The 20,312-nt window shown below is 71.9% G+C and carries 17 protein-coding genes; 12 read left to right on the top strand and 5 right to left on the bottom strand.

Features of this window, described 5'->3' with window-relative positions:
• Positions 1-33: 33 nt before the first annotated feature.
• From HJG45_RS26670 to HJG45_RS26655, 4 genes are all read left to right on the top strand, one after another.
• Positions 34-813: a CPBP family intramembrane glutamic endopeptidase gene (locus tag HJG45_RS26670; RefSeq protein ID WP_171616846.1), complete on the top strand. Its 780-nt coding sequence runs from the start codon at positions 34-36 to the stop codon at positions 811-813.
• 213 nt (positions 814-1,026) lie between these two features.
• On the top strand, positions 1,027-1,968 hold the full coding sequence (locus HJG45_RS26665; protein ID WP_171616844.1) for a dihydrodipicolinate synthase family protein: 942 nt from the start codon (positions 1,027-1,029) through the stop codon (positions 1,966-1,968).
• The gene (locus HJG45_RS26660; protein ID WP_171616842.1) at positions 1,965-2,306 is read left to right on the top strand and encodes a cupin domain-containing protein; all 342 of its coding nucleotides are present in this window, start codon (positions 1,965-1,967) and stop codon (positions 2,304-2,306) included. The genes HJG45_RS26665 and HJG45_RS26660 overlap by 4 nt, the downstream gene beginning before the upstream one ends.
• A 135-nt stretch (positions 2,307-2,441) precedes the next feature.
• Entirely contained in the window at positions 2,442-3,164 is a 723-nt protein-coding gene (locus HJG45_RS26655; protein WP_171616840.1) for a M48 family metallopeptidase, read from the top strand.
• A gap of 13 nt (positions 3,165-3,177) precedes the next feature.
• Here HJG45_RS26655 and HJG45_RS26650 read toward each other — a convergent pair whose 3' ends face one another.
• The 3 genes from HJG45_RS26650 to murJ form a co-directional block, all read right to left on the bottom strand.
• The gene (locus tag HJG45_RS26650; protein ID WP_217363051.1) at positions 3,178-4,986 is read right to left on the bottom strand and encodes an ABC transporter ATP-binding protein; all 1,809 of its coding nucleotides are present in this window, start codon (positions 4,984-4,986) and stop codon (positions 3,178-3,180) included.
• 369 nt (positions 4,987-5,355) lie between these two features.
• Complete coding sequence (trpS, locus tag HJG45_RS26645) at positions 5,356-6,357, bottom strand: tryptophan--tRNA ligase (protein WP_171616836.1); 1,002 nt, start codon at positions 6,355-6,357, stop codon at positions 5,356-5,358.
• Positions 6,358-6,458: 101 nt separating this feature from the next.
• The gene (gene murJ, locus HJG45_RS26640) at positions 6,459-8,021 is read right to left on the bottom strand and encodes a murein biosynthesis integral membrane protein MurJ (RefSeq protein WP_171616834.1); all 1,563 of its coding nucleotides are present in this window, start codon (positions 8,019-8,021) and stop codon (positions 6,459-6,461) included.
• Positions 8,022-8,376: 355 nt separating this feature from the next.
• Here murJ and HJG45_RS26635 point away from each other — a divergent pair, with 355 nt between their 5' ends.
• The gene (locus HJG45_RS26635; protein WP_171616832.1) at positions 8,377-9,384 is read left to right on the top strand and encodes a peptidoglycan-binding protein; all 1,008 of its coding nucleotides are present in this window, start codon (positions 8,377-8,379) and stop codon (positions 9,382-9,384) included.
• Positions 9,385-9,555: 171 nt separating this feature from the next.
• Positions 9,556-10,440 carry an alpha/beta hydrolase gene (locus tag HJG45_RS26630; RefSeq protein ID WP_171616830.1) on the top strand — a complete coding sequence of 295 codons (885 nt, stop codon included), beginning with the start codon at positions 9,556-9,558 and terminating at the stop codon, positions 10,438-10,440.
• 164 nt (positions 10,441-10,604) lie between these two features.
• Here HJG45_RS26630 and HJG45_RS26625 read toward each other — a convergent pair whose 3' ends face one another.
• Positions 10,605-12,188 carry an ABC transporter substrate-binding protein gene (locus HJG45_RS26625; protein ID WP_171616827.1) on the bottom strand — a complete coding sequence of 528 codons (1,584 nt, stop codon included), beginning with the start codon at positions 12,186-12,188 and terminating at the stop codon, positions 10,605-10,607.
• 201 nt (positions 12,189-12,389) lie between these two features.
• On the opposite strand from HJG45_RS26625, the gene HJG45_RS26620 reads away from it, so the two are divergent.
• The 6 genes from HJG45_RS26620 (at position 12,390) to HJG45_RS26595 (ending at position 19,622) form a co-directional block, all read left to right on the top strand.
• Entirely contained in the window at positions 12,390-14,765 is a 2,376-nt protein-coding gene (locus tag HJG45_RS26620; protein ID WP_171616825.1) for a glycosyltransferase, read from the top strand.
• A 5-nt stretch (positions 14,766-14,770) separates the two neighbouring features.
• The gene (locus tag HJG45_RS26615; protein WP_171616823.1) at positions 14,771-15,544 is read left to right on the top strand and encodes a hypothetical protein; all 774 of its coding nucleotides are present in this window, start codon (positions 14,771-14,773) and stop codon (positions 15,542-15,544) included.
• A 69-nt stretch (positions 15,545-15,613) separates the two neighbouring features.
• Complete coding sequence (locus HJG45_RS26610) at positions 15,614-16,750, top strand: hypothetical protein (protein ID WP_171616821.1); 1,137 nt, start codon at positions 15,614-15,616, stop codon at positions 16,748-16,750.
• A 103-nt stretch (positions 16,751-16,853) separates the two neighbouring features.
• Complete coding sequence (nikR, locus tag HJG45_RS26605; RefSeq protein ID WP_171616820.1) at positions 16,854-17,306, top strand: nickel-responsive transcriptional regulator NikR; 453 nt, start codon at positions 16,854-16,856, stop codon at positions 17,304-17,306.
• Between the two features lie 212 nt (positions 17,307-17,518).
• A complete protein-coding gene (locus tag HJG45_RS29575) occupies positions 17,519-18,475 on the top strand; it encodes an SH3 domain-containing protein (RefSeq protein ID WP_171616818.1) in 957 nt (318 codons plus the stop codon).
• 61 nt (positions 18,476-18,536) lie between these two features.
• A complete protein-coding gene (locus HJG45_RS26595) occupies positions 18,537-19,622 on the top strand; it encodes a site-specific integrase (RefSeq protein ID WP_171616816.1) in 1,086 nt (361 codons plus the stop codon).
• 131 nt (positions 19,623-19,753) lie between these two features.
• Here the strand turns inward: HJG45_RS26595 and HJG45_RS26590 are convergent, their stop codons facing one another.
• Entirely contained in the window at positions 19,754-20,182 is a 429-nt protein-coding gene (locus HJG45_RS26590) for a carbohydrate-binding domain-containing protein (protein WP_171616814.1), read from the bottom strand.
• Between the last annotated feature and the right edge of the window lie 130 nt (positions 20,183-20,312).

Genomic DNA, 20,312 nt, shown 5'->3' with positions numbered 1-20,312 from the left:
CCCGGCTCGGCCGAGGCCGTTGCGGGCCGGAGGATGAGCCGGTCGGCCGCGCCGGAATCGGTCTGGCGGATCATCGGCAGCTGCCTCGCCTGGCTCCTCGCCGCGATCCTCGCCGTGTCGCTGGCCATGTGGCTGGCCGGTGCGCTGCTGCGTCGGCTGGGCGTGCCGCCGCTGATCGGCGCCGCGCTCGCCTCGGGCAGCGGCATCGCAATCGGCCAGATTGTCTGGCTCGTCGCGGCCTGGCGCGGGCTGCGGCGCCTGCCGCCCGCCGCGCCCGCGCCGGGCCTCGGCTGGCTCCCCGGCCTTGCCCTGGTGCTGCTCTGCCTGGTCGGCGGCGCGGGCCTGGTGCACCTCACCTGGTCATTCCCGGTCTCGCAACCGGCGCCATCCTCCAGGCCGGACCCGATGCCCACCCCCGTGCCCACTCCCGTGCCCGGGCCGACCGCGGCGCCGTCCCCCGGCACCGTCATTCGGGAGGCGATGGCGCATCCGGGCCTGGCCGCGCTCGCCTCGATCCTCAGCCTTGCCGTCGTGGTCGTCCTGGCACCGGTCGGCGAGGAGCTGTTCTTCCGCCACTGGCTCTGGCGCCGGCTCGGATCCCGGTCCGCGGCGCTGCGCGGCGTGGCGACCGGCGGGCTCTGGATCGCCTCGCATCTGCGCGGCCCGCTCGGCATGCTGGCCCTCCTGCCCATGGCGCTGCTGCTCGGCTGGGCACGCGAGCGCAGCGGCTCGCCGCGCCTGGGCATCGCGATGCATGCGGCCTGGAATTGCGGCGCGGTGATGAGCGCCAGCCTGAAGCTCGGCCTCGGCTGAGAGTAGCTCGCATGGTTGACGCCCATGCCGGAGCGCGCGACGAAGGCCGCGAGGCCGGCGCATAAGGACAACGGACCGGCCGCCCGACCGGTCCGAGGCCCGCGGCATCTGTCGCGCAGCCAAGCAGACCGGAGGTTGCGCCCGGCGCCAAGGCGACACCAATGGGGGCTGTTGCTGGGTCACCATCAACGGCCGTTGTACAAGGACAAGCTCATGCAGGACGCCCTCTTCGGCGGCGTGAACGCCGCCATCCTGACGGCCATGACGCCCGATCTCTCGCCGGATCCGGTGCGCATGGCGGCGCATGCCCGGTGGCTGCTGGCGCATGGCTGCAACGGCCTCGGCGTGCTCGGCACCACCGGCGAGGCGAACAGCCTCGGCCTGCAGGAGCGCAAGCAGGTGCTGGAAGGGCTGATCGCCCAGGGCGTCCCGGCCACAGTGCTGATGCCGGGCACCGGCACGGCCAACCTGACCGACACGGTCGAGCTGACGCTGCACGCCAAGGCCCAGGGCTGCCGCGGTGTGCTGGTCCTGCCGCCCTTCTACTACAAGGCCCCGAGCGATGACGGGCTGTTCGCCTATTTCTCCGAGGTCATCCAGCGCGTCGGCGGCGGCATCGCGCTCTATCTCTACAACTTCCCTCAGCAATCGGCGGTGCCCTTCAGCCTCGCCCTGATCGAGCGGCTGCTGAAGGCCTATCCCGGCACCATCCGCGGCGTGAAGGATTCCAGCGGCGACCATGCCAACATGAAGGCGATGATCGACGCCTTCGCCCGCGACGGCTTCGAGGTCTATTCCGGCTCGGACGAGTACCTGCAGCGCATCCTCGCCGAGGGCGGCGCCGGCTGCATCACCGCGGCCTCCAACGCCAACAGCCACTGGGGCGGCATCGTCTATGCGAAGCGGACCGGGCCGGAGGCGGATGCGGCGCAGGCCGTGCTGACCGCGACCCGCCGGGCGGCGACCTCGGTACCGCTGATCCCCGGGCTGCGGGAGATCATCGCCCGCTCCACCGGCGACGATAGCTGGCGCACCATCCGCCCGCCGCATCTGAAGCTGACGCGCGAGCAGGCTGAGGCAGTCTGGGCCGCCTGGCAGAAGGCCGGGGCTCTGCCGCTGCCCGGCCTCACCCCGGCGAAGCGGGACGCGGCATGAGCGCCACCTCCGGCCTGCCGCAGGATGGCGGCCCCCTCCGCTGCCGTGAGCCGGCGACCGGCACGGTGCAGCTCGACAATGAACATGTGAAAGTCACCCGCTGGGACTTCAACCCCGGCGCGGAGACCGGCTGGCACCGGCATGGCTGGCTCTATGTGGTGGTGCCGGTGACCGACGGGACCTTGCTGCTCGAACTGCCGGGTGGCCAGACCATGACCGCCGAATTGAAGGCCGGCCTGTCCTATAGCCGGGATGCGGGAACGGAGCACAACGTCGTCAATGCCGGGACGGCGCCGCTCTCCTTCGTCGAGACCGAGCTGAAGTCGTTGCCTGGCTGAAGAGGCAACGAAGCCGGATGGGGCAGAACGTTCCGGGCGCCAGGCGGCGCCCAGCCCTGACATTGCCAGGTCATTCCGCAACGATCCATGTCAAGCCGTTGAACCTGACCCCATGGCGACTGCATCTTCCAGGCCATGGATCAGACCGAAGCGGAGACCATTGCCCTGCCTGGCGCCCTGGCCGGGGCGGCCGAGGCCATGGCCTGCCCGGTGCGCTGGCGCCGCTCCAACCGCGCCCGCCGGGTCAGCCTTCGCATCGATGCCCGCGCCGGGGAGGTGGTGGTGACCCTCCCACCGCGGGCCCGCCGCCGCGCCGGCATGGCGCTGTTGGCGACCCATGCCGCCTGGGTGCGCGAGCGCCTCGCCGCCCTCGCCCCGCACATCCCGCTCCTGCCCGGCTCGGAATTGCCGCTCGGCGGGCTGCGGCACGTCATTCGCCACGACCCGGAGATGACGGGCGTGACCCTCGCGGCCGGGGCCATCCTGGTCGGCGGGCCGGAGGGCAAGGTCGGCGCCCAGCTCGCCGCCTTCCTGAAGGCCGAGGCGCAGCGGCGCATCCGCGTGCTGGCCGCCGGCCATGCGGCGCTGCTCGGCGTCGCCCCGCGCGGCATCCGGCTCAAGGACACCCGCAGCCGCTGGGGGTCCTGCGCCCCGGACGGCACCCTCGCCTTCTCCTGGCGCCTCGTGATGGCGCCCGACTGGGTGCTCGACTACGTCGTGGCGCATGAGGTGGCGCATCTGAAGGAGCTGAACCACTCCCCGCGCTTCTGGGCGCATGTCGAGCGCCTGACGCCCCACCGCGACGCGGCGGTGGAGTGGCTGCGGCAGAACGGGCCGGCCCTGCTGCGGGTCGGCTGACCGCCGACGGGGGTCAGGCCCCCGCCGTCAGCTCCAGCGCCTGCCGCTCGAACAGGCGCCGGTAGAGTCCGCCCGGCCGCGCGACCAGCGCCGCATGTGTGCCCTCCTCCACCATCCGGCCCCGGTCGAAGACCAGGATCCGGTCCATCGCCCGCACCGTGGAGAGACGGTGGGCGATGACGATGGCGGTGCGCCCGTGCAGCAGCCGGCCCATCGCCTCCTGGATCGCGGCCTCGCTCTCGGAATCCAGGGCCGAGGTCGCCTCGTCCAGGATCAGGATCGGCGCATCGGCGAGGAAGGCGCGGGCCAGCGCCACCCGCTGCCGCTCCCCGCCCGAGAGCTTCACCCCTCGCTCGCCGACCAGCGTGCCGTAGCCCCGCGGCAGGCGGCGGATGAAGTCGTCGGCATTGGCCAACTCGGCGGCGCGCCGGATCTCCGCCATGGTCGCACCCGGCCTCGCATAGGCGATGTTCTCGCCGATCGAGCGGTGGAACAGCACCGGCTCCTGCTGGACGATGGCGATCTGCGCCCGCAGCGAGGCCTGGCTGGCGCCCCGCACGTCCTGCCCGTCGATGACGACGCGGCCCTCCGTCACGTCGTGCAGGCGCTGGATCAGCTTGACCAGCGTGGTCTTGCCCGAGCCCGAGGGCCCGACCAGGCCGACGCTCTCGCCGGCCCGGATGCGCAGGTCGAGGTCGCGGTAGAGCGGCTCCGCATGCCCGCCATAGCGGAAGGTGACGCGCTCGAAGGCGATCTCGCCGCGGCCGACGGCGATCGGCCGGGCCCCGGGCGCGTCCTCGATGCCGAGCGGCGTTGCATGCAGCGCCACCAGCTCCTCCATCTCGTTCACCCCGCGCTGGAGGTTGCTGATGTGGTAGCCGACATCGCGCAGGTAGCCCTGCACCATGAAGAACATGGTCAGCACCGTGGTGAGGTCGCCCGGGCTCGCCTCGCCGTGCCACCAGAGCCAGAGCGCCGCGCCGAGGATGGCGATCCGCAGCAGCGTCATGGTGACGATCTGCGCCGCCTCGGCGACCGTGCCGCGATGCCAGCTGCGCGCGGTGCGGCGCCGCCACTTGCCGATCAGCCAGGCGAGCCGGGCATCCTCCCGCATCTCCGCCCCGAAGGCCTTGACCACCGCATTGGCGCCGACCGCATCCGCCATGGCGCCGCCGAGCCTTGTGTCCCAGGCATTGGAGAGGCGGGCTGCCGGCGCCACCCAGCGCAGCGAGAGCAGGACGGTCTGTACGACGTAGAGGACGCCGCCCGCCGCCACCAGCGCCCCCATCAGCGGCCAGCGCGCGCCGAGCAGCAGCGTCGCGCCGAGCAGCATCAGCGCCGAGGGCAGCAGGGCGATGAGGATGGTGTCGTTCAGCAGGTCGATCGCCCACATGCCGCGGCTGATCTTGCGCACGGTGGAGCCGGCGAAGCTGTTGGCGTGCCAGTCGGCGGAGAAGCGCTGCACCCGCTGGAAGGCCTCGGCGCCGCTCGCCGCCATCAGGCGGAGGGTGAGGGCAATGATCGCCAGGATGGCCGAGGCGCGGCCGAGGAGCACGGCCAGCCCCAGCAGCGCGAGCAGGCCGAGCGCCCGCAGCGCGGCGTCCAGCGCCCTTGCCCGGTCGCCAGGCTCGGCACTGGCGACGGCCTCGACCAGGGCGCCGGCGAAGACCGGCACCAGCACATCGGCCAGGGTGGCGAGCGTCATGCCGGCCAGGATGGCAGCCAGCAGGGCGGGATGGCGCCACCAATGGCGCCAGAGAAAGGCGAGGACGGCGCGGAAGGGCTCCGCGCGCCGGGGAGTCTGGGCGGTCACGATCGGCATCCCGGCCACCCCTGAGGGCGGCGCTGACGACGGGCCGGCCGCGTGCAGCCAAGCGGACATGAGCCCGCGGCGCACGGCCGGAACCGGAGATGGGAAAGGCGGGAGAGAGGTCGGCGGCCTAAGCCGCGGCGGACCTAACGGCGCATGTGGAGACTGGCCGGATGCCCGTGATCACGGAAGCTGGCCCGATCCTGCCGCGATGGCGGAGGCATTTGCAGACGATAGACGGTATCCATGCCTGCCCTCCTGTCCTCGCATTGGCCGAACCGGCAGGGTAGGCGCAGGGCGACGGCCGGCGCAAGCGGAATCAGCTGCCGCCCAGTGACAGGGCCCCCGCGACGCCGCGCAGCAACGTCGCGGGGACAATCATCAGCGCGGCAGGAAGCCGACGACGCGCTCCGCCTCGGTGACGATCGGCTCGGCGATGGCCGCCGCCCGCTCGGCGCCGCGCCGCAGCAGCGCCTCCAGCGCCGCCTGGTCGTCCAGCAGGCGGCGCGTCTCCGCCTGGATCGGCGCCAGATGCGCGACCAGCGCCTCGACCAGCACCTCCTTGAAGCTGCCGAAGCCCTTGCCGCCATGCTCGCGCAGCACGTTCTCCGGCAGGGTGCCGGTGATGGCGGCGAGGATGCCGACCAGGTTGCGTGCCTCGGGCCGCGCCTCCAGGCCCTGGACATGCTCGGGCAGCGGCTCGGGATCCGTCTTGGCGCGGCGGATCTTCAGCGCGATGGCGTCGTGGTCGTCGTTCAGGTTGATGCGCGACTGGTCGGAGGGGTCCGACTTCGACATCTTCTTGGTGCCGTCGCGCAGCGACATGACGCGGGCGGCGACGCCCTGGATCAGCGGCTCGATGCGCGGAAAGAAGTCCGGCACGCCGTAATCGTGGTTGAACTTCTCGGCGATGTCATTGGCCAGCTCGAGATGCTGCTTCTGGTCATCGCCGACCGGCACCAGCGTGGCCTTGTAGGCCAGGATGTCGGCCGCCATCAGGTTCGGATAGACATAGAGGCCGGCGCTCGCCGCCTCCCGGTCCTTCCCCGCCTTGTCCTTGAACTGGGTCATCCGGTTCAGCCAGCCGAGCCGGGCGACGCAGTTGAAGATCCAGGCCAGCCGCGCATGCGCGTGCACATGGCTCTGCAGGAAGAGGATGCAGCGCGCCGGGTCGAGGCCGCAGGCGATCAGCGTCGCCGCCATCTCCCGCGTCTGGGTCTGCAGCGCCTTCGGGTCCTGCCAGACGGTGATGGCGTGCAGGTCGACCACGCAATAGATCGCGTCATGCGTGTCCTGCAGCGGCACCCAATTGCGGATGGCGCCGAGGTAATTGCCGAGGGTCGGGATGCCGGAGGGCTGGATGCCCGAGAAGACGCGCTGCATGGGGGTGGAGACCATCGCGGTTGGGAAGGGAACGCGTGATTGCCCGGACCGGCCAGCGGGTCAAGTCAGCGGGTCAAGCGGAGCCGGCCTGCGCCGGCGGGTCAGGCCGAGCCGGCCGTCGCCGGCAGCTTGCGCCGCCGCCGCAGCATGCCGCGCAGCTCCTGCAGCCGTATGGCGCCGAGCAGCTGCGCCGTGGCGAAATAGACCGCGCCTCCGGCCCCGACCAGCACCGCCAGCGCCAGGAAGCGCAGCAGCCCGGCGACCGGGAAGAGCATCCGCTCCAGGGTCAGGATCACCACGGCCATCAGCGCCGCCGCCAGCAGCAGGCGCGGCACGGCATGGCGCAGCCGGCGGTCGAGGATCATCTGGCCGCGCCGGTTCAGCAGCCAGCCCAGCATGCCGGCATTGAACCAGGCGGAAAGCGCGGTCGCCAGCGCCACGCCGACATGGCTGAGATAGCGGGTCAGGAGGAGGTTCAGCGCCAGGTTCAGCGCCACCGCGGCGAGGCCCACCTTCACCGGCGTCGCCGTGTCGCCGCGGGCGAAGAAGCCGGGGGCGTAGACCTTCACCAGCACATAGGCCGGCAGGCCGACGGCATAGGCGGCGAGCGCCGCGGCGGTCGCGCTCGCCTCCGCCGGCCCGAAGGCGCCGCGCACGAAGAGCACCTGCACGATCGGCCAGGCCGCCGCCGCCTGCCCCGCCGCCGCCGGCAGGCAGAGCAGCAGGGACATCTCCATGGCGCGGTTCATGGTGCGATGGGCCGAGAGCGTCTCGCCGGCGCGCACCTGGCGCGAGAGCAGGGGCAGCATCGCCGTGCCCACCGCGGCGCCGATGACGCCGAGCGGAAGCTGGCCGACGCGGTCGGCGTAGTAGAGGTAGGAGACGGCGCCGGCCGGCAGGAAGCTGGCGATGATGACATCGACGGCGAGGTTCAGCTGGGTGACGCCGGCGCCGATGATGCCGGGGATCATCCGCCGGAGCACCTGCCGCACCTCGGGCGCCAGCGAGGGCAGGCGCAGGAAATGCAGCGCCATGCCGGCCCGGGCGCAGGCCCAGAGCACGAGGCCGAGCTGCACCGCGCCCGAGGCCGTCACCCCCCAGGCCAGCGCATGCGCCGGCGTCGCCACGAAGGGCGCCAGCATGATGAGCGAGGCCATGGAGAGCAGGTTGAAGAAGATCGGCGCCGCCGCGGCGGCGGCGAAGCGGTCCAGCCCGTTCAGCACGCCGGAGACGAGGGCGGTGAGGCAGATCAGCAACAGATAGGGAAAGGTGATCCGCGTCAGCTCGACGGCGAGGGCGAATTTCGCCGGGTCGTCGGTGAAGCCGGGGGCCAGCACCGTCATCAGCTGCGGCATCGCCAGGATGCCGAGCACCACCAGCAGCGACAGCCAGAGCGTCATCAGCGCCGCCATCCGCTCGGCGAGCTGCTGCGCGACGCGCGGCCCTTGCACCGCCAGCGTCCCGGCGAAGGCCGGGACGAAGGCGGCGTTGAAGGCGCCCTCGCCGAACAGCCGGCGGAACAGGTTCGGCAGCTTGAGGGCGACGAAGAAGGCATCCGCCATCGGCCCGGCGCCGAGCCGGGCGGCGATGAGCATGTCGCGCGCGAAGCCGAGGACGCGGCTGGCCATGGTCCAGCCGCCGACGGTGAGGACACCCTTGAGCATGCGCGCCCTCTAGAGCGCATTCCCTCTGACTGGAACAGCGGAATGCGCTCTATCTCGTTGTTTGCAGAGCAGAGTCTCGCCTCCGGGCGATTCCGCCCCGCGGCGATCTGCTCTGGCCCGGCATCGGTCCGGCTGGAAACACCTCTCCGGTGCTCTTCGTCGCGGGGCGCCGGCGCAACCCGCCAGGGCCAGCGCCTCGCGGGGATGGCCGCCTGCCCTTCGGAGAGCGATAGAGCGCCGAACCCCTGCCAAGGGGTAAATGCCGGCCCCGCTGCCATGCGCCGTTGCCGGTTAGGGCTTCGGTGAGGCCTTCGCGCCATGCTGGCCCGCATCTGCAGGGTGGAGTTGAGGCAGAATGCCACAACCATGGCTCTCTTGGTCCTGCGCCCTCCTGGCGCTGCTGCTTCTCGCTGGTCCGCCCGGCGCAAGGGCCGAGCCGCTGCCGCGCGCCGCCGCCGAAGCCGCCTTCCAGCAGGCGGCGCGGGATGCAAAGGCGGCGCGGGATGCCGTCCAGGCGCTGCGGGAGGCCGGCGCCAAGGCCGAGGATCCCATGGTGGAGGCCGCCAGCCGCCAGAGCCGGGAAGCGGAGGCCTTCCTGGCCGAGACGCGCGCGGCCCTCGGCGAGACCCTCGCCACCGAATACCGCCAGCGCTACCTGCGGTTGTCGACGCGGCCCGGCGAGCGCTGGGCGGCCGGCGATCCGGCGCTCTGCCTCGACCTAGCGAATACCGGCCCGCTGGCGGTGCGGGCGATCGGCCTGGCGCTCCGGCTGCGCGGCGCCCCGCTGATGGGGGACGGCGCCGCCGAGCTCTTCCGGGCAGAGGATCGCATGGCCGATATCCTCCTCCTGACCGGGCCGAAGGAGGATGGGCTGCCGCCCTGGCGGAGCTGGCGCCAGCCGGAGGCAAGCTGCGCCAAGCTGGATCCGGCGCCGGCAGGCGCGGCCGGCCGGCTGCTGCGGCGCCTCGGCGGGTTCAGCCGCGATGCCCGGGACTGGCAGTTCGTGCTGACCGAGGTCAGCCTCGCGCGGCCGGCGGCGCTGCGGGCGGGCGCCGATCCGGCGGCCGCGGATGCGCCGCACCACGAGGTCTTCGCCGAGGAGATCGCGCGGCTCGAGCAGCAGGCCCTTGGCGCGCGCCCCGCGGCGCCCCGGCCGGCGGCCGCGGTCGTGCCGGGCGATCCGGCCCTCGCGCGCGTGCAGGAGGCGCTGGGCGCCCGCGGCTATCGCGTCGGCGCGCCGGATGGCCTTCCCGGCCCGCGGACCGTGGCGGCGGTGCAATCCTTCCAGGAGAGCCGCGGCGAGGCCGCGACGGGCGTGCTCACCGAGGCGCAGCTCGCCGCCCTGCTCGGCGGGGCGCGCTGAGCCGCTCCATCGACCCGCCATCAAAACAAATTGCATAGCCAGAACGAAACCCACTTTGGCATCGTTCCCGCACCAGCCAGGCATCGCCGTCAGCCCGCGCGGCATTCCGGGCGGCGAGCGGTCCGGGCGCGCCCTCGCCACGCAATGCCTGCGGGCCGGAGGGTCGCACGCGTGCCGCTCGATGCCTTGCCGGCTTTCTCCCCCGCCCCGCTGCTGCAGGCGCTGCTCGGCATCGCCGGCCTGTCGACGCTGGTCTGGCTAGGCGCCGTCGCCATCGTCTGGGGACGCCAGGAGCGGCTGATCTTCCGGCCCGATGCGCGGCCGCTCGGCCCCGTCCCGCCCAGCCTCGCCGCCTGCCGCTTCGCCCTGGAGCGGTTGCGCACCGCGGATGGCCTCGAGCTGCAATTCTGGGCCGCGCCGCCCCTGCCGGGCTATCCGGTCCTCGTCGTCTTCCACGGCAATGTCGGCAATGCCGCGGATCGCTCGCCCCTGCTCGCGCCCTTCGCCGAGGCCGGCCATGGCATGGTGCTCGCCGAATATCGCGGCTATGCGGGCAATCCCGGCACGCCTTCCGAGACCGGTTTCCTCGAGGATGCTCGCGCCTATCTCGACTGGGTGGCCGCGAGCTGGGGCGAGTCGGCGCCGATCCTCTGCGGCGAGAGCATCGGCTCGGGCGTCGCCGTGCGCATGGCGAAGGAGCGGCCGGCCCGCGCCCTGGTGCTGGACGCGCCCTATACCTCGATCGCCGACCTCGCCGCCGCCATGTATCGCTGGCTGCCGGCCCGCGCCCTGCTGCGGCACCGCTTCGACAGCATGGCCTGCCTGCCGGAGGTGCGCGTGCCGCTGCTGGTGCTGCATGGCGAGGCGGACGACCTGATCCCGCCGGACCATGGCCGGCGCGTGGCCGCCGCCGCCGGCGGGCCGGCCGAATTCCTGCTGCTGCCGGGCGTCGGGCATCCGGTGCTGGGCAACGACCCAGCGGGACGCGGCGCCGCGGCGGTGCGGCGCTTCCTCGGAGCCTTCTCGCCGCCGCTGGATGCCGGCGCCGGGACCTGATACCAAGCGCGCGAAGGTTTCACCTTCGCGCGCCTCAAACGCCGGGCGCAAACCTCCGGTTTGCTTGGCTTCGCGGCATAAGCCGCGGCGCCCATTCGGGCGCTCGGCCCTGCGGGCCGTAGGTCGCTACTTCGCGCACCAGGTATGAGGGCGCACGCCCGGCGTCACACCTCCCGGCGGACGTTCAGCGGCAGGGCCAGGCCGCGCCGCTCGACCTTCAGGCCGCGGCGATAGGCGCTGTCCACCTGATAGAGGCCGAGCGGCCAATAGGGCAGGTCGGTGAAGAACTGGGCCTGGATACGCCGCGCCGTCCGCTGCTGCCCCGCCAGGTCCGACTCCGCGAGCCAGTCATCGCGCAGCGCCTCCAGCGCCGGGCTGCTCGGCCAGCCGAACCAGGCATCGCCGCCATTGGCGCGCAGCAGCGGATGGCCGCCCGGGTTCAGCAGGTCCTCGGCGCCGAACAACACCACCACGGCATTCCAGCCGCCCTGCGCGGGCGGCTCCTTCCTCGCGCGGCGCTGCAGCATGGTGCCCCAATCCGAGGTCGCGTCCTCCGGCTCGAAGCCGATCTTCCGCAGCAGGTCGTCGGCCACCATGGTGAGGGCGCTGTTGGTCTGCTGATCCGCCGGATGCAGCATGACGAGTCTCGCCCGCGCCTGGCCGGTCGCCGCCAGCGCGGCGCGGGCCCGGCCGAGGTCGCGCGGCCCGGTCAGCGCCGCCAGCCCCTCCTCCGAGGCAAGGGCGCTGCCGAGCGGGAAGCAGCCGACGCCATCCCGCCACAGGCTGCGCTCGTCGCCGAACAGCGCGGCCATGAAATCCGCCTGCGACAACGCCGGCAGCACGGCCCGCCGCACCGCCGGATCGTCGAAGGGCGGGTGCAGGTGGTTGGGCCGCAGCATGGCCATGGTGCCGAGCGTCTCCACCCGGTCCAGCACCAGGTCGCGCCGCCGCGCCAGCAGCGGCCGCAGGTCGGGCGTGACGCGCTCCCACCAATCCACCTCGCCGGCCTGCAGGGCGGCGGCGGTGGTCGCGGCATCGGGCAGGATGCGCCATTCCAGCCGCTCGAAGAGCGCGAGCTTCGGGCCGGCCGTCACCGCCGGCAGGCCGACCGGGCTCGGCACGTAGCGGTCGTAGCGACGGTAGACGAGCTGCTCGCCGGCCCGCCGCTCCGCGGCCTCGAAGCGATAGGGGCCGGAGCCGACGATCTCGGTCAGCGGCGCCGCCGCCGGGCGGGCGGCGAAGCGCTCCGGCATGATGAAGCAGGGATAGGAGGAGGATTTGCCGAGCGCGTCCAGCATGACGCCGAAGGGCTGGCGCAGCCGGATCTCGAACCGCCGGTCGTCGAGGGCCGCGACGGCGTCGAGCCGCGCGGCCAGGGTCTGCCCATGCGTATCCCGCCCCATCCAGCGGCGGATCGAGGCAACGGCATCGGCGGCCCGGACCGGCTCCCCGTCATGGAAGGTCGGGCCGTTGCGCAGGGTGAAGATCCAGCGCCTGCCCGCATCCTCGACGACATGCCCCTCGGCGAGCTGCGGCTGCGGCCGATAGCCGGCATCGAGACCGTACAGCGTGTCCCAGCAAAGATGCCCGTGGTTGCGCACGGCGTAGGAGGTGGTGGCCAGCGGGTCGAGCACCGTGACATCGGCCTGGGGCACCATGCGGAGCGTCGCCGCCGCCCCGGGCTGCGCCAGGGCTGGCGCGGCGAGCAGGCCGGCGGCGCCGGCGAGAAGGCTGCGACGGTCGGGCATGGCCCCAGCCTGCCCGCGAAGCCGTCCCATGCCAACGGCGGAAGCGGCATTCATTTTTCAGTCGCGCAATCGGCCGAGCCTGCGACAGGGCAGGTCAGGCCTGGGCAGGAAGCGACCCGATCGAGCCGGATCCGGATCGGCCGGCCGCCATGATGGATCCTTCCCTGAGGCATCGTTGTTGCGGCCGAGAGCGGAGACGCCGTGAAGGTCCTTGTCGTATCGCCGACGCCGACGCACCCACAGGATGCCGGAAACCGGCAGCGCATTTTCGCGCTGCTGCACCGGCTGCGGCAATACGGCCACGAGCTGCATCTCTGCTTCATCGCGCGCGAGGCGGTGGAGGAGGCGCATCTGCGGCAGATGCAGCAGGACTGGGGCCAGCTGACCGTCCTGCCCTACGACCGCAGCGAGGAACGGAAGAGCCTCGGCGCGGTCTTCGGCATCGACGATTGGTTCCCGGCCTCGCTGGTCGCGGGCATCGAGCGGCTCGCCGCGCTGGAACGCCCGGACGTCGTGATCGCCGAATACGTCTTCTGCAGCCGGGCGTTCGGCTGTTTCGACGATGCGGTGCTGAAGGTCATCGACACCCATGACGTCTTCAGCGATCGCCATCTCCGCCTGCAGGAATTGGGGCTGACGCCCGGCTTCTTCTTCACGACCCGCGCCGAGGAGGCGCGGGGCCTCGATCGCGCCGATCTCGTTCTCGCCATCCAGGACGAGGAAGCCACCGCCTTGCAGGCGATGACGCGCGCCGCGGTCGTCACGCTGGGTCACCTGCCGCCCGGCATCGCGCCAGCGCCGCCCCAGGGCGAGGACGCCCGCAGCATCGGCTATATCGGCAGTCCGAACCCCTTGAATGCGCGGGCCATCGGGCGTTGCATCGAGGCGATGGATCCCGGGCGCCTCGCCGCGGCGGATCTGCGGCTCCGCATCGCCGGCGGCATCCCGGCGGAGGTCGGGCGGGACGCCCCTTTCGTCGAGCGGATCGGCCGGGTCGAGAGGATCGACGAATTCTACGGCTCGCTCGCCCTGGCCATCAATCCGCATGAGGGTGGGACCGGCCTGAAGATCAAGACGATCGAGGCGCTCGCCCACGGCGTTCCGGTGATGGGAACGGGCGACGCCTTCCTCGGACTCGATGCCGAGGAGGTCTTCCATGCGGCGGCCTCGCCGGCCGAGCTGGCCGGTTTTGTCATGCGCTTCGCCGAACAGCCGGAGTTCCGCCTCCGGGTCGCAGAGGCCAGCCGGCGCGTCTTCGAGCGCTATCGCCGGCGCGTCGAGGCGCAGTACGCCATGTTCCGGGACCTCGACGCCCTGCGGGTCCGCGCGCGGCGTCCGCGGATGCTCCTCGTCACCGATATCGCCTTCTGGCAGGAATGCCTCGGCAACCAGGCCCGGATCGCCGGGCTGATCCGGGGCCTGCGCGGTGAGGCGGATATCGACCTCTTCATGCTCCGAAGCCTGTCCGCGGCGGAGAAGGCGGCGGCGCAGCAGGTCCTCGGCGCCCGCGGGCGGGTCTTCGTGCACAGCGCCTATCCCGGGGCGCATCGGACGCAGCCCTCCTGGATCGAATCCTCGCCCAGCCTCTCGGGCTTCGAGCGGCGCAGCTTCCATCGCGGCGCCTTCACGGCGCTGGAGGAGCATCTGCAGAAGCATCGCTACAGCGGCTTGCTGCTGGAATATCTCCGCCTTTCCTACCTGCGCCATGCCCGCCGCGCCCCGGCCCTCCGCATCATCGACCTGCACGACATCATGTCGATGCGCGTGGAGGCCTTCAGCCGCTTCGGCAAGAAGCACTTCATCCAGGTCAGCGCCCGGGAGGAGCTCGGCATCCTGTCCGGCTTCAGCCTCTCCCTCGCCATCCAGGCGCATGAATATCGCTACCTGCATGCGCTGTTCCCGAATGCGGTCCTGCATCTGCCGCACGCGATCCCGAGCGTCGCGCGGCGGCGAGTGCGGGCGGAGCCGCTGCGCGTCGTCTTCGTCGGCGGCGACAACCCGATGAACCGCGACGGCCTGGCCTGGTTCCTCGCCCAGGTCTGGCCCTGTCTCGGGCGCCATGGCGCGGAGCTGCATGTGGCCGGCGCGGTCTGCAACGCCCTGGCGGATGCCGGCCCGGACGTCGTGCGGCATGGCCGCGTCGACGACCTTCCGGCCTTCCTCAGCGCCGCCGACATCGCCGTGAATCCGGTCTATTACGGCGGGGGGTTGAAGATAAAGACCGTCGAATATCTCTGCTACGGCATCCCTTCCGTCCTCACCCTGGAAGCCGTCTTCGGCATCGATGACGGCGAGGGCGAGGCCTATCTGCTGGCGCGGTCGCGTGCCGGCTTCGTCGAGCATCTCGACCGCCTGCTGCGCGACCCGGCGCTTCGGCAGTCTCTCTCCGAGCGCGCCTTCACCTTCGGCCGGCGCCATTTCGCCAGCGCCGCGATGCGGCCGGCGATCGCCACCATGGCCGCGATGCTGCGCGCCGCGCCGGAGACGGAGGCATCCTGCCCCGCGCCCCGCCTGCGCCTGCCGGCGCCGATCGGCCATACGCGCGGCGCCCGCCTGGCGCCCGAGACCCTGCGATGACGGACATGGCAACACGCATCCCCTCCGCCGCGGACGCCATCGACCTCACGGCCGGCGCCAAGGCCGATGCCCTGGTGTCGGACGCCCTGCTGCTCGCCCATCGGGCCGCCCTGACGAAGGAGGTCGGTCAGCTCGATGCCCTGGCCGACCCGGAAGCCAGGCAGATCGTCGAGACCATCCTGAAGGCCGTGGCGCGGCTGTCGGCCCAGCTCGATGCCGTGCAGCAGCGGCTCGACCATGCGACGCGCAGCCGCGCCGAGCTGATTCGCCTCGATCCGCTGCCGCTGATCGCCGAGACCCGCCGATCGGCCGCGGCGGAGGTGCCGCGGCAATTCGAGTTGCGGGCGAACTCGCCGGCCTTCCAGGGAACCGGCTGGCATAACGCGGAAAGCAAGGACGGCTTCACCTGGCGCTGGAGCGGATTCGGCCCGCGCGCCTCGGTGGTGCTGCCGAGCCTGGGCGGGGGGCGCCTCAGCCTGAAGCTGGTGCTGATGCTGCCGTTCCAGCAAGCCTTCCCGGCCGAGCCGATGCTGGCGCTGGCGAATGACCGGGCGCTCGAACTCCTGCCCACCCGCGTCCAGGGTTCGGGCGGCCATTTCACGGGCATCGTCGAACTACCGGAGGATGACGGGTCCGGCAGCTTCGCCCTGGTGCTGCAGACGATGACCGCGAGCTTGACCAACGGACGCCCGGCGCATGAATCGCGGCATCTCGGCCTCGGGCTTCACAAGCTCATCCTCAGCAGGATCGAGGACGGTGCGGAAGCCTCGGCCGCCTAGCGCCATGGCCCGCATCCTCACCGTTCGCCGCCCCGCTGCGGAGGCCGCCAAGGCTGGACCCGTGACGCCGTGATCGAACGGGTGATCTTCACGGGCGATTTCCTGCGTCCGCTCGATGGCGCCGATGGTCTCGGCCTGTCCGGCCAGGCGGCCTTCCGCCCGTCGCAGACGGAGAACATCGCCTGGTTCCACCGCCTGATGCGCCGCCGTCTCGCCGAGGCCACGGGGCTCGGCTGCGAGGTCAGGGCCTGGGGCAAGGGCATCGACACGCCCCTGCTCTATCGCCTGCTCGAACTCGACCGCAGCATATCCGGCTGGGCGGAGGCCTGCTCGATGCTCGAGGTTCCCGCCGAGGCGGTGCGGCATATCGAAAGCGTCTTCCGCGCCTCGCTCGTCATCTCCTTCGAGCTACCCGAGAGCGTGAAGCGCATCCTGAGCCATCTGCGCATCCCCTTCATCGACGTCGTCATCCATCCCGTCCGGTTTCTCCCGGACGTCTTCTTCGCGATCCAGACGAACCGCGCCGAGATCTTCCACGCCATGCAGGCGCACGACATGCCCAGCGCCAGTTTCCGGGATTGGGCGGATCTGCTGTCGGCCTCGGTGGTGCGGCTGCCGCAGCCCTCCGTCGCCAGGGACACGGCGCTCCTGATCGGCCAGACGAATGTCGACCGGTCGCTGATCTCGGCGGGCGTCCTGCAGAACTTCGGGCATCACGCGGAGAGGTTGCGGTCCCTGCTCCAGGGCCAGGACCAGATCCTGTTCAAGCCGCATCCCTACAACCAGGCGCCCTTCGGCCTGTACGATATCGGCCTGCCTCACCGCGCGCTGCACTGGACCTCGACGAATGTCTATGCGCTGCTCGCGCAGGAGAACATCGACCGGGTGATCAGCATCAGCTCGAGCGTCCTGATCGAGGCGGGCTTCTTCGGCAAGCAGGCCATCATGTTGGGCAAGCCGCCCTTCGATTTCGCCGAAGGGTCGCGGGAGCCGCATCCCGCCCAGCATCTCGGCATCTACGATGCCTGCTTCGAGACGGATTTCTGGCGGGATGCGCTCGCGCCGGTCCTGCCCGTGACCCGACGCTGCGGCACCCGCTTTCGCCGCCCGCCCAACACGCTGCGGCTCTCGCTGCGGAATTTCTGGGGCTATAACGAGATCACGACGGATTTCCTCGTCGAGCTCCACCGCGCGGGCCGGGCCTAGCGCCAGGCCGGTCGCCGCCGCGGCCCTCCGATGCCTAGGCGCCGCTTGCCGTGCGGGCGGGCGCGTGGACAGGATGCCGCTCTTGCGCTTGCGGGAGGCGGCCTTGGACCGCATCACCATCACGATCGATGAAGAGCTTCTGGCGATGGTCGACAGCCTGGTGGCGCGGAAGGGCTATGCCAGCCGGTCGGAAGCCGTCCGGGACCTGGTGCGCGCGGCGACGCAGCGCGAGACCACGCCCGAGCGGCCCTGCATCGCCACCCTGTCCTATGTCTATGACCACGCCGTGCGGGGCCTGGCGCAGCGATTGGCCCGGACCTATCACGATCATCACGACCTGGCGGTGACGACCCAGCAGCTGCAGCTCGATCACCACGCCCGGCTCGAGATCGCCGTGCTGCGCGGACCCTCGGGCGCCGTCAGGCGGCTCGCGGATTCGATCACCAGCCAGCGCGGCGTCCGACACCACGCCCTGCATCTCGTGCCGGCCCAGCTGGAGGAGACACGGCACGACCACGGCGCCGGCGCGCATCGGCACCTGCATGTCCATGCCTGACCTGCGCCAGGGCCGCGCCGCAGGATGCGGCACCACAACGATCGCCAGCATCAACAATCCGCTGTTCAACCCGCCCGTGACGCCCCGGCCTTGCTGCCCCAGGCTACCGTGCCCCAACGCCCTGGCTGTATAATCTTCCTCGCCTTGCCCTTTTCGCCGCGGAAAGCGCCGCAGAGAAGTCATTGCGTCATCGGCGCGTCGGGGCTGCGGGCGTGGCGCCGCAATCCCTTGCGGCATGGACGCCGCGTGGCATCCGAGGAGGCGGCATGGCGAAGGTGGTTACGGCCAGTCAGAGCGCAACCAGTCAGGGCACAACCAGCCAGGGCACAACCAGCCAGGGCAGAGCGCGCGCCCGTCGTGGCCGGCTGTCCGCGGCCTGGCTGGTCGCGGCACTCGCCCTTGCCGTCCTGGCCGGCTTCGCCATCCTCCGCATCGCCGGCTCCGGGTCGGCCGCCGATTGGTCGGCGACCGCTGAGAGAGTTGGCCAGCAGGCCGTTGCCCAGGCCTTGCCCGCCGGCGAGCAGGAGCCGGAATGGCGCGACATGGCCGTCTACCAGTACAACAATGCTCTTGATGATGAGCGCGGGGTTTGCGGCCGCGTCCTCGCCGGTCCCCGCACCGGCGGGAGCTGGACGGATTTCGCGGTCCGCGTGCGGCTGGAGCGCGCGGCGAGCGGCAGCCGTCCGGCGGTGACCAGCACCGAGGTCTTCCTGGCCGAGGGGCCCGGCGGCATGCGCGCGCTGTACCTGGCGCGCCAGCGCTTCTGCCGCGACGGAACGGCCTCCCCCGCGGCGCCCGTCCAGCCTGCGCCCGTCCGCGATCCATCGCCTGCCCCACGCCTGGCTGCGCCCCCTACCGCGCAGGCCCCTGCGCCGCCCGCCTCGGCGATGCCGACGGGGACCTCCGGCGCGCCGGCCGCGGTGCCTGCCGAGGGCGGCGGCAACCTCCGCCCGGCCTCCTCCCCGCCGGCACTGGTCCTCGGCCGGATCGCCGTGCGCTCGCCGGTCAACCTGCGCACCGGTCCGGGGGGCGGCGCTTCGGTCATCGGCGTGCTACCGCGCGGCAAGACCCTCGATGTCCTCGAGCGGGCGCCCGGGGGCTGGATGCGCGTCGGCGATCCGGCCTCGCTCGGCTGGGTGCATGCGAGCCTGGTGCAGGTGATGGAATAGGCCAAGAGCCGCATCGACGCCCTGTGGGCTGCGCGATGCGTCGGATGCCGCATGAGGATGCATGAGCTGCCCTGCCGACAAGGATGACCTGTCGCTCGAGACCGATCTCTTCGGCACGCTCGTCGTGCCGCAGGGCGCAGCGCGCGCCGAGACCTTGCGGGACCTGGCCACCCGCGCCGCCCTCTATGCGACGCGGGCCCGAAGCGAGGGCACGCGCCGCGCCTACCGTTCCGCCTGGCAGGCCTATGCCGCCTGGTGCCGGAGCCTCGGCCGCGACCCGCTCGCCGGCGATGCCGAGACCATCGCCATGTATGCCGTGCGCCGCGCCGATGACGGCCTCTCGGTGGCGAGCCTGCGCGTGCATCTCGCCGCGATCCAGGCCGCGCACCGGCTGGCCGGCCTGTCGCTCGATCCTCGGGATCCGCGCCTCGGCATGGTCATGGAGGGCATCACCCGCAGCAAGGGCCTAAGGCCGCGTCGCCGGGCCGCGGCAGCGGGGCCGGAGGCCCTGCGCCTCATGCTGGCCGCCTGCGCGCCCGACACGACGGCACGTGGTGCGCGCGACCGGGCCATGCTGCTGCTCGGCTTCGCCGCGGCCTTGCGACGCAGCGAGGTGACGAGCCTCGCGCTCGGCGATGTCGAGATGGTCCCGGGCCGTGGGCTGCGCGTCCTCCTGCGCCGATCGAAGACCGATCCACGCGGCAGCGGGCAGGAGGTCGCGGTCTGCGCCAATCCGCAGGACAGCGCCTTCTGCCCGGTCGCCGCGCTGACGCGCTGGCTGGCGGTGCGGCGCCAGGCGCCGGACCTGACGCGCAGCGACAGCGATGCCGAGCGTCCCCTCTTCTGCGCCATCACGCGGCGCGGGCAGGTGACCGGCGCCGGCCTGTCCGACAAGGCGGTCTGGCGGCTGGTGAAGCGCACGGCCGCCGAGGGCGGCCTGCCGGATCCCGGCCGCTATTCCGGACACAGCCTGCGGGCCGGGCTGGCGACTGCGGCGGCCGAGGCGGGGGCGGGCCTTGCCGATCTCATGCGGCAGACCCGGCACAAATCCAGCGAGGTCGCGCTGGGCTATCTCCGGCCGGAGGATCTCTGGCGCAACAACGTCACCGGCCGCGTCTTCGGTCGTAAGCCGGATGATGCATCCTGACCGCAGGCGACCGATCCGTCGCGTGCCGCATGGAACTCCAGCCGCCGTCGTGACGGTTCTTGCGACGGCGGCCATGGCATTGTTGGCAGGAGCGAAGGGGCGGCGATGCACCAGGCTCGCCACCCCCGGTATCAGGCGGTGCGCGTCGCCGCCTTCACGGTGAAGCTCGTCGAGCCGGTCGTGCCGAGGGTTGCGACGGCGCCCTCGACTTCCGTGTCGTTCAGCGTGATGCCATCGACATGCAGGTTGCGGTCCTTGTCGGCGGAGCCGCCCCAGGCATCGTTGAGGAAGGTCACCGTGACCGTATGCGCATCCGCTCCGAAATCGCCCAGCAAGGTGATCGTGTCGCCGCCGCTGCCATAGAGGGCGCCGGCGGTCTGGGTGTCGCCGATCTGCTTGCCGTCGACCGCGACGGTATACTGGGCACTGCCCTGATAGGCCTCCTGCGAGATCTTCAGCACCAGCGTGTCGCTGCCGCTGCCGAGGGTCGTCGTGACGGCATCCGGCACGACGGTGTCGTCCACCTCCTCCCGCGCCGCAACGGCGCCGGTCTTGAACACGTCATAGCACTACCTGGGCAGTATTCGATCTGGTGGCGGTCGGAACCGGCGTCGGCAATGCGGACAGCAGATCGGTGGGACAAGCTCAGCGAGCAGCCGCGCCATAATGGCGCGGCGCACGGCCGGCAGG

The sequence above is a fragment of the Roseicella sp. DB1501 genome, from assembly GCF_013112485.1.
Taxonomy (GTDB): Bacteria; Pseudomonadota; Alphaproteobacteria; order Acetobacterales; family Acetobacteraceae; genus Paracraurococcus.
The sequence above is the reverse complement of the archived record's forward strand: the minus strand, read 5'-3'. Positions and strand labels throughout refer to the sequence as shown.